The following is a 7844-nucleotide window of genomic DNA, read 5'->3' on the forward strand; positions in this document are numbered from 1 at the left end:
CGTGCGGAGGGTCCGGAAGGTCAGATGCCCGCCGCGGCGGAGAGGTCGCGCCTGATTCCGGCCAGCAGCTCCGCCGCCCGGGCCCGCGCGGCGGGCAGCCCGTCCGCCGAGGCGACCGGCACGACGACCTCCAGGTAGCACTTCAGCTTCGGTTCGGTCCCGCTCGGGCGGACGATCACCCGGGCGCCGTCCAGTCGGTAGCGCAGCCCGTCGGTGGGCGGGAGCTGGGCGGATCCCTTCGACAGGTCCTCGGCCGAAGTGACCGCCAGCCCCGCGAGCTCGGCCGGCGGCCGCTCGCGGAGCCGGCGCATGGCGTCGGCGATGACCGAGAGGTCCTCCACCCGGACCGAGAGCTGGTCGGTGGCGTGCAGGCCGTGCGCGAGCGCCAGGTCGTCCAGCAGGTCGAGCAGGGAACGACCGCGCTCCTTGAGCACCGAGGCCAGCTCGGCGACGACCAGCGCGGCGGTGATGCCGTCCTTGTCCCGTACGCCGTCCGGGTCGACGCAGTAGCCGAGCGCCTCCTCGTAGCCGTACCGCAGTCCGTCCACGCGGGCGATCCACTTGAAGCCGGTCAGCGTCTCCTCGTATCCGAGACCGGCCCGGTCGGCGATCCGGCCGAGCAGCGAGGAGGAGACGATCGAGGCCGCGAGCACGCCCTCTGCGCCCCGCTCCACGAGATGCGCGGCGAGCAGCGCGCCGACCTCGTCGCCGCGCAGCATCCGCCAGCCGCCCTCGGCCGCCGGGTCCGGGACCGCGACGGCGCAGCGGTCCGCGTCCGGGTCGTTGGCGATGATCAGGTCGGGGTTCTCCCGGCGCGCGGTCGCGAACGAGAGGTCCATCGCGCCCGGCTCCTCCGGGTTCGGGAACGCGACGGTGGGGAACGCCGGGTCGGGGTCGGCCTGCTCGGCGACGAGCACCGGCGCGGGGAACCCGGCCCGCTCGAACGCCGCGGTCAGCACGGAGGTGCCGACGCCGTGCAGCGCCGTGTAGACGGTCCGGGCGGTGCGCGGGGAACCGGCGGAGAGGACGGCGTCCGTACGGGCCAGGTAGGCGTCGAGGACCTCGTCGCCGAGGACCAGCCAGCCGTCCTCGGGGCGGTCCACCCCCTTGAGCGGGCCGACCGCCGCGATGGCGGCGGCGATCTCCGCGTCGGCCGGGGGCACGATCTGCGAGCCGTCGCCGAGGTAGACCTTGTAGCCGTTGTCGCGCGGCGGGTTGTGGCTCGCGGTGACCTCGACACCCGCGACGGCCCCCAGATGCCGTATGGCGTAGGCCAGCACGGGGGTGGGCAGCGGGCGTGGCAGGACGGCGGCACGGAGTCCGGCGCCGGTCATCACGGCGGCGGTGTCCCGGGCGAAGTCGGCCGAGCGGTAGCGGGCGTCGTAGCCGACGACGACGAGTCCGTCGCCCTGGCCCCGGGCCTTGAGGTACGCGGCGAGGCCCGCGGCGGCCCGGATCACGACGGCGCGGTTCATCCGCGTCGGACCGGCGCCCAGCTCCCCGCGCAGACCGGCGGTGCCGAACTGGAGGGTGCCCGCGAAGCGCGCGGCGAGCTCGGCGCGCGCTTCGGGGGCATCGGAGTCGATCAGCCGCCCCAGCTCGTCGCGCGTCTCGGGGTCCGGGTCCTCGGCCTGCCAGGCCCTGGCCCGTTCGAGGAGGTCGTCGTCGTGCACGGGGGTCCACCTTTCGGGGATGACGGAGGGTGCCAGGTGGTGCGGCGGATTCCGGGTGGCGAGGGCCGTGGTACCGGTGCCGGACCGGCGGGTCAGGCCCGGTACCGGGCGGCCCGGAAGCCGCCGGTCCGGCCGGTCAGATGCGTTCGAGCACGCGGGCCAGCAGGTCGCCCATGCGCGCGGCCGAGTCCCGGCCGGCCTGCAGGACCTCTTCGTGGTTGAGCGGCTCGCCGGACAGGCCGGCGGCGAGGTTGGTCACCAGCGAGATGCCGAGCACCTCCGCGCCGGCCTCGCGCGCGGCGATGGCCTCCAGCACGGTGGACATGCCCACCAGGTCGCCGCCCATCGCGCGGACCATGCCGATCTCGGCCGGGGTCTCGTAGTGCGGGCCGGGGAACTGCACGTACACGCCCTCCTCCAGGGAGGGGTCGATCTCCTGGCAGAGCGCCCGCAGCCGGGGGGAGTACAGGTCGGTCAGGTCGACGAAGTTGGCGCCGATGATCGGGGAGGTGGCGGTGAGGTTGATGTGGTCCCCGATCAGCACCGGCTGGCCGGGGCGCATGCCCTCGCGCAGACCGCCGCAGCCGTTGGTCAGCACGACCGTCCGGCAGCCGGCGGCCACGGCCGTGCGGACCCCGTGGGCGACGGCGGCGACGCCGCGGCCCTCGTAGAAGTGGGTGCGGCCGAGGAAGACCAGCACGCGCTTCTCGCCGATGCGGTACGAGCGGACCGTGCCGCCGTGTCCCTCGACCGCCGGGGGCGGGAATCCGGGCAGGTGCGTCACCGGGAACTCGGCGTCCGGGGTACCCAGCGCATCGCCCGCCGGCCCCCACCCGGACCCCATCACGAGGACCACGTCGTGGGTCTCGGCGCCGGTCAGCTCCCGCAGCCTGGCGGCGGCCTCCGCGGCCACCGCGTGCGGGTCGTCCTGGATGTTGTCCGGAATAACAGATGCGTTCACCGGACGAGGGTAACCGCTGATTCCCTACGCGCGTAGATGGACGGGCGCACAGTCTGTCCGCTCCTATCGTGTTTTCGTACGACGAAGAGGGTGCAGGGCCGGGGCGCGGAAAGGGCGAGTGGAGTGCGCGGGGTCCTCGGACCCTTGCGCCCACAGGGTCAGCAGGGGCGCTTGCGCAGTTCCATGACGTAGTCGTGCGGGGCCCCGGCGGACTCCGCCGCGTCGGCCACCTCGCCGAGATAGCGGGCGGAGGGCAGACCGCCCTCGTAACCGTTGAGCACGTACATCCAGGCCGGTTCCTCGCCGTCCAGGGTGTGCACGCGCACCCGCATCCGCCGGTAGATGTCGAGACCGACGCCCTCCCAGCGGTCCAGGGAGTCCTCGTCCATCGGCGCCACGTCGTACAGGGCGACGAAAACCTGGGAGCGCGGCGCTTCGACGACCGTCGCCAGCGCGCCTTCCCAGCCCATCTGCTCCCCGCCGAAGGTCAGCCGCCAGCCGTTGAGCCAGCCCGTACCGCGCAGCGGGGAATGCGGTGCGCGGCGCGTCATCAGCCGCGCGTCGAGGTTGCCGGCGTACGCGGCGTAGAGCGACATGAGTCCGAGGGTACGGGAGATGCGGAGCGACGTGCCGAACTCCGTGCAGGAACAGCCCGGGAGAGGGAACGCCCGCGGGCGGCGGGCCGGTGTCCGCGCCACCCCGCCCGAGCTGCGAGGACGGCTCCGGCGCCCGGATGGAGGGACCCGGGGCGAAGCACTTTGGCGGGTGCGGGACAATGGAGTACGTACTGCATTCCCCCGGGGCGATCCCCCGGACCCCGGCCGGGACGGCAGACGGCCGCGGGATGACACCACGCGAGGCGGACATTTCGTGACCAGGATCGTGATCATCGGCGGCGGCCCCGGCGGCTACGAGGCGGCACTGGTCGGCACCCAGCTCGGGGCGGAGGTCACCGTCGTCGACTGCGACGGTCTCGGCGGAGCTTCCGTGCTCACCGACTGCGTCCCCTCGAAGACCCTGATCGCCACCGCCGAGGTGATGACGACCTTCGACTCCTCCTACGAGGAGCTGGGCATCATCGTCGCCGACGACACCCCGGCCCTGGAGCAGGCCGCCCGGGTCGTCGGGGTCGACCTCGGCAAGGTCAACCGGCGTGTCAAGCGCCTCGCGCTCGCCCAGTCCCACGACATCACCGCCTCCGTCACCCGGGCCGGCGCCCGGGTGATGCGCGGACGCGGCCGGCTGGAGGGCCTCCAGGCCGCCGACGGCTCCCGCCAGGTCGTGGTGACCGCCGCCGACGGCAGCGAGGTGCGCCTCACCGCCGACGCGGTGCTGATCGCCACCGGCGGCCACCCCCGCGAGATCCCGGACGCGCAGCCCGACGGCGAGCGCATCCTCAACTGGACCCAGGTCTACGACCTCGACGAGCTCCCCGAGGAGCTCATCGTGGTCGGCTCCGGTGTCACCGGCGCCGAGTTCGCCGGCGCCTATCAGGCGCTCGGCTCCCGGGTCACCCTCGTCTCCTCCCGCGACCGGGTGCTGCCGGGAGAGGACCCCGACGCCGCCGCCGTGCTGGAGGACGTGTTCCGCCGGCGCGGCATGAACGTCATGGCCCGCTCGCGCGCCGAGGCCGCCAAGCGCCTCGGCGACCGGGTCGAGGTCACCCTCTCGGACGGTCGTGTCATCTCCGGAACGCACTGTCTGATGGCGGTCGGCGCGATCCCGAACACCGAGGGCATGGGGCTGGAGGAGGCCGGCGTCCACCTCAAGGAGTCCGGCCACATCAAGACCGACAAGGTCTCCCGCACCAGTGCCCCCGGCGTCTACGCCGCCGGTGACGTCACGGGCGTCTTCGCGCTGGCCTCGGTCGCCGCGATGCAGGGCCGCATCGCGATGTACCACTTCCTCGGCGACGCGGTGGCTCCGCTGAACCTGAAGACCGTCTCCTCCAACGTCTTCACCGACCCGGAGATCGCCACCGTCGGCTACACCCAGGCCGACGTGGACGCCGGCAAGATCGAGGCCCGCGTCGTCAAGCTCCCGCTGCTGCGCAACCCGCGCGCCAAGATGCTCGGCATCCGCGACGGCTTCGTCAAGATCTTCTGCCGCCCGGGCACCGGCATCGTGGTCGGCGGCTGTGTCGTCGCGCCGCGCGCCAGCGAACTCATTCATCCGATTTCGGTCGCGGTCGACAACAACTTGACGGTGGAACAGATCGCGAACGCGTTCACCGTGTACCCGTCCCTGTCGGGTTCGATCGCCGAGGTGGCGCGTCAGCTGCACACCCGGAAGCTCGACGGCGAGGCCTAGTCACCCCGTGCGATCGGTCCCGCACGTCGGCAACCGCCGTCGCTGCGGGGCCTGTTGGGGAAGTGGACGGATCACGCGTGACCGCTCTCCGACCGGTTGTGTGCATGTTCCAGTCAATCTGGCGGCAACTGGCGGCGACTACGCGGGCGAGTCTGACAACATCGGTTTCGCGTATATCACTTGGTTACCCACTTCGTTGCCAACTTCTGCAAATCGGCCCAATGCGCTGAAAACGCGCGTGGGTCGGGTTACTGTCAGTTCTGTGTTCGCTGCAGAACGTCGTCAATTGATCCTCGAAATGGTGCGTGCCAACGGGGCGGTATCGCTCCGTGAGCTCGCCCGCGTCGTCCAGACCTCCGAAGTGACCGTACGGCGGGACGTGCGGGCACTGGAGGCAGAAGGACTCCTCGACCGTCGGCACGGCGGTGCGGTCTTGCCGGGCGGTTTTACGCGGGAGTCCGGTTTTCCGCAGAAATCCCATCTCTCGTCCGCGGAGAAGACGGCCATCGCCGATGTGGCGGCCGGCCTGGTCGGTGAGGGCGAAGCCATCGTCGTCGGGGCCGGAACCACCACGCAGGAGCTGGCCCGCCGGCTCGCGCGGGTGCCCGGCCTGACCGTCGTGACCAACTCCCTGCTGGTCGCCCAGGCGCTGGCCCACGCCAACCGCGTGGAGGTGGTGATGACCGGGGGCACCCTGCGCGGGAGCAACTACGCTCTGGTCGGCAGCGGCGCCGAGCAGTCCCTCCAGGGGCTGCGGGTCTCCCGGGCCTTCCTCTCCGGGAGCGGGCTGACGGCCGAACGCGGGCTCTCCACGTCCAACATGCTCTCGGCCAGCGTCGACCGGGCGCTGGTGCAGGCCGCCGCCGAGGTGGTCGTCCTCGCCGACCACACCAAGCTGGGCGCCGACACCATGTTCCAGACGGTACCGACGGAGCTGGTCACCCGGCTGGTCACGGACGGACCTCCGCCGCACGACGAGCGGGCCGCCGCCGAGATCCAGGCCCTGGCCGATCAGGGCGTGGAGATCATCCTCGCGGGCGGTGACGCCGACTCCGGTCCCACCGGCTTGGAGAGCGCCCCGCCGAACGGCAGACCCCGGCGCGACATGCCGCTGCCGGGCCAGCGCCGCACCCAGAACGGCGGCCTGGGACAGCAACTGCGCGGCGCCGCGGCGCTCGCCGACCCCGGACCCCCGGAGCGCGCCCGCGTCGCGGACCTGCGGCGGCGCTGAGGGTCGGTTCTGCCGACGCCCCGGCGTGCGTTGCGGCGGCGGGGCCCCGACATCAGGGTTCACCGGTCGGGATCGGGCCACGTCGCCACCAGGGCCCGCGGGTCCGGGAAGCGGGGGCCGGAGACCATCTCCCGGATGGTCTCGCCGTTGAGCCGGCACACCTGTTCCGGGCCGTCGTCGCCCGCGTCGAACAGGCAGCACACTCCGCCGGCGGCGGCGGTGAGGCCGGTGGACACCTTCCCGATGTTGGCGGACCGCGCGAACAGGCGGCTCATCCGCGACGTCGTCGCCCAGCACTCCACCGACGGGGGGCCGGGGTGCAGGAAGGACCCGAACCGGACCGTCACGTAGACGTAGCCGATCTGGACACCCGTCCGCCCGGGGTCCGGGGCCGTACGCATCGACGAACTCCCGGAGCGTGTCGTCGAGTTCGGCCATGAGGGGCGTGTCCAATTCGAACGTGCCTCCCGTGGAGCCGTCGACGGGATCGCTCGTGAAGCGGGACGTGAACGGGAGGACGAGCCGGTCACCGCCGGGCAGGGTGACGTCGAGCGGAGGCGCGGTACGGTCCGGTGGCGCCAGTCCGGCCAGGTGGGTCGGTGCCCGGGTGACGTTCCGGGGCGGCAGGCAGACGTCGTAGCCGTAGTCCGACCCCAGGCTTCCCCCTCCGCCGGAACGAACCGCACCCGCTCACGGTCTGCCCCCGCGGTGCCTCCCGATTCCGGTGCCACCACCGCTCTTTGCCCGGATCGAACCGGGACGCATGCCTGCCGGGCACGACCGGGCTCCCGGTGCGGTACCGGCCCTCAGCCGCCCAACGCCCTGTCCGTCGTCTCCGGCCTGCTCTTGAGCCCCTGGAGCGTCAGCAGGAGCAGCCGGTCGGCCAACCCGGGGTCCTCGGGGTTCTGCTCGGCGGCCAGCGCGACGGCATTGGTCAGCTGCATCAGATCGTCGATCGACGCGTCCGCCCGCACGGCCCCGCTCTCCTGCGCCCGTGCCAGCAGCCGGGCCCCCGCCTCGCGCAGCGGTACGTGACAGGGGGCCAGGGCCGAGGAATCGTCCCGCGAGGCGGAGAGCAGCGCCTGGGCCAGTCCCCGGTACTCGCCCGCGTGCCGGACGATGCAGCCGAGCCACTCCACCAGGGCATGGCAGGGCCGCTCGGCCCGTGCCAGGGCGTTCGAGCGGTCGAGCAGGTCCGCCAGCGCGTCCTGGAAGACCGCGTTCATCAGCGCGGGCCGGGTGGGGAAGTGCCGGTACAGCGTGCCGATCCCGACGCCCGCGCGCCGGGCGAGGTCCTCCAGCGAGGCGTCGGTGCCCTGTTCGGCGAAGAGCGTGCGGGCCTCGCCGACCAGCCGGTCGTGGTTGCGGCGGGCGTCGGCCCGCATCGGGCGTCCGGGTGCGGGAGTGGGCACGGGTGAAGCCGGCCCGGTCCCGTCGGGGTCCGGAGTCGGTGCCGTGCTCGGCTGCGTCACGCTGGCCATGGTGGGGCGTCCTCCCGGGTTTCCTCGGCTCCAGGATGCCACCGCCCTCCGGCGGACCCGCCCCCGGACCGGGGCCTGGGCCCTCAAGCGTGTTGCGAAAGTCCCGCCTGTCCTGCGACGCCCGGCACGCACGCTCGCCGCGTTGTCGGGATCACCCCGATACATCCAGTATCGGGGCGACCCTCCGC

General features: G+C 72.9%; 7 protein-coding genes. 2 read left to right on the plus strand and 5 right to left on the minus strand.

Annotation, left to right across the window (positions count from 1 at the left end; genetic code table 11):
• Positions 1-20: 20 nt before the first annotated feature.
• From ACFWEP_RS28090 to ACFWEP_RS28100, 3 genes are all read right to left on the minus strand, one after another.
• Positions 21-1673: a phospho-sugar mutase gene (locus ACFWEP_RS28090; protein WP_387374075.1), complete on the minus strand. Its 1653-nt coding sequence runs from the start codon at positions 1671-1673 to the stop codon at positions 21-23.
• 136 nt (positions 1674-1809) lie between these two features.
• Positions 1810-2634, minus strand: a complete 825-nt coding sequence (locus ACFWEP_RS28095) for a purine-nucleoside phosphorylase (protein WP_327177648.1) — start codon at positions 2632-2634, stop codon at positions 1810-1812.
• A gap of 158 nt (positions 2635-2792) precedes the next feature.
• The gene (locus ACFWEP_RS28100; protein ID WP_275492381.1) at positions 2793-3230 is read right to left on the minus strand and encodes a gamma-glutamylcyclotransferase; all 438 of its coding nucleotides are present in this window, start codon (positions 3228-3230) and stop codon (positions 2793-2795) included.
• Positions 3231-3504: 274 nt separating this feature from the next.
• Here ACFWEP_RS28100 and ACFWEP_RS28105 point away from each other — a divergent pair, with 274 nt between their 5' ends.
• Both ACFWEP_RS28105 and ACFWEP_RS28110 read left to right on the plus strand, forming a co-directional pair.
• The gene (locus ACFWEP_RS28105; RefSeq protein WP_387374077.1) at positions 3505-4944 is read left to right on the plus strand and encodes an NAD(P)H-quinone dehydrogenase; all 1440 of its coding nucleotides are present in this window, start codon (positions 3505-3507) and stop codon (positions 4942-4944) included.
• Between the two features lie 262 nt (positions 4945-5206).
• Complete coding sequence (locus ACFWEP_RS28110) at positions 5207-6175, plus strand: DeoR/GlpR family DNA-binding transcription regulator (protein ID WP_387374079.1); 969 nt, start codon at positions 5207-5209, stop codon at positions 6173-6175.
• Positions 6176-6234: 59 nt separating this feature from the next.
• Here the strand turns inward: ACFWEP_RS28110 and ACFWEP_RS28115 are convergent, their stop codons facing one another.
• Complete coding sequence (locus ACFWEP_RS28115) at positions 6235-6576, minus strand: hypothetical protein (RefSeq protein ID WP_387374081.1); 342 nt, start codon at positions 6574-6576, stop codon at positions 6235-6237.
• 405 nt (positions 6577-6981) lie between these two features.
• On the minus strand, positions 6982-7560 hold the full coding sequence (locus ACFWEP_RS28120) for a TetR/AcrR family transcriptional regulator (RefSeq protein WP_387374083.1): 579 nt from the start codon (positions 7558-7560) through the stop codon (positions 6982-6984).
• Positions 7561-7844 lie beyond the last annotated feature (284 nt).

Source organism: Streptomyces sp. NPDC060198 (genome assembly GCF_042728415.1).
In the GTDB taxonomy this organism is placed as follows: Bacteria; Actinomycetota; Actinomycetes; order Streptomycetales; family Streptomycetaceae; genus Streptomyces.